Here is a 1,047-nt window from a genome sequence, read left to right on the forward strand (position 1 = left end):
TCAATTTCTTGCAATCCTCGCTACGGACGCTTAAGTCCGACAGGCTGCTAGTGCAAACCGTGTTGCCAGCTTATTGCTGTTCTTTCTATTGCGTTCTTCAGGCTGACGAGTGAACTTTATAAAAACATCATGGTCAAAAGACAGCAGTTTATTGACGACCTGCTGGCCGGTCGATCATTAAAAACTCAGGCACCAGCTATTCAATCGTGGATGAATACTAAAGTTAGAGAGATATCTTGATGTTACCTACTCGGTCTGAAAAATTGGATTATCAACCCCGGACCATTCATTTGGATAAGAATACCGGGGCTGACCTTTCACCCAAAAGGTATTTGAGTTGTCTTGAAACCAGTGGCTTTTCAAACGATCCAAGGCTACTGGCCAAGCGCAGCTGCCGTTTAAACTCTCCCCCCATCCGGGAACAACTTGGGGGCAAGGGGATGTTTTTGCGGCGCATGCAGGCATCAGGACTGCCTGTCCCACCGTTCCAATGTGTAACAGCTCAGGTAATGCATGATCTTGAACAACACCCTCTGGATATTCGTTGTTTAGCCCCCTATCTCCCCGAGGTTGCCACTGGGTCAGCGGCAGAGAGCAGCCTGACGAACATTCGGGAATATCTGAATACATTGCCTCCTTCAGAGCAAAGCGAAAAGGGTAAATGGTTGGCAGGTATCGCGCAATTTGTTGCCAGTAGTGACTTTTACGAACAGGTTAAAGAGTCTGAAGCGGCCCGACTCATCAGGGGGCTGCGCTGTCAGCTGGACGAAATGACCAGATCACAGCCAGTGATTGTCCGCAGTTCTGGTATCAATGAAGATAACTACGGTGATGCCCAGGCAGGCAAATACCTCTCTGTAGTTCAGGAAGAAGACGATGTTTTGCTGACCTGCCTTAAGGTCATGGCCTCAGGTTATCGGCCTGAAGTCTGTCCAGGAGTGATACCGCCCCCCATGGCGCTGATCATTCAGCAGTGCATTGACTGCCAATACGGTGGGGTCGTCATGAGCTTTCAGTCTTTTCAGGATGATACCATCAGGGTTGAGT

At 49.1% G+C, this 1,047-nt stretch carries 1 protein-coding gene; it reads left to right on the forward strand.

From position 1 onward, the window contains the following. Positions 1–239: 239 nt before the first annotated feature. On the forward strand, positions 240–1,047 hold an 808-nt coding region (locus KDK17_RS13740; protein ID WP_257288291.1), incomplete at its 3' end, for a PEP/pyruvate-binding domain-containing protein.

The organism is Endozoicomonas sp. SESOKO2, assembly GCF_024606245.1.
In the GTDB taxonomy this organism is placed as follows: Bacteria; Pseudomonadota; Gammaproteobacteria; order Pseudomonadales; family Endozoicomonadaceae; genus Endozoicomonas_A.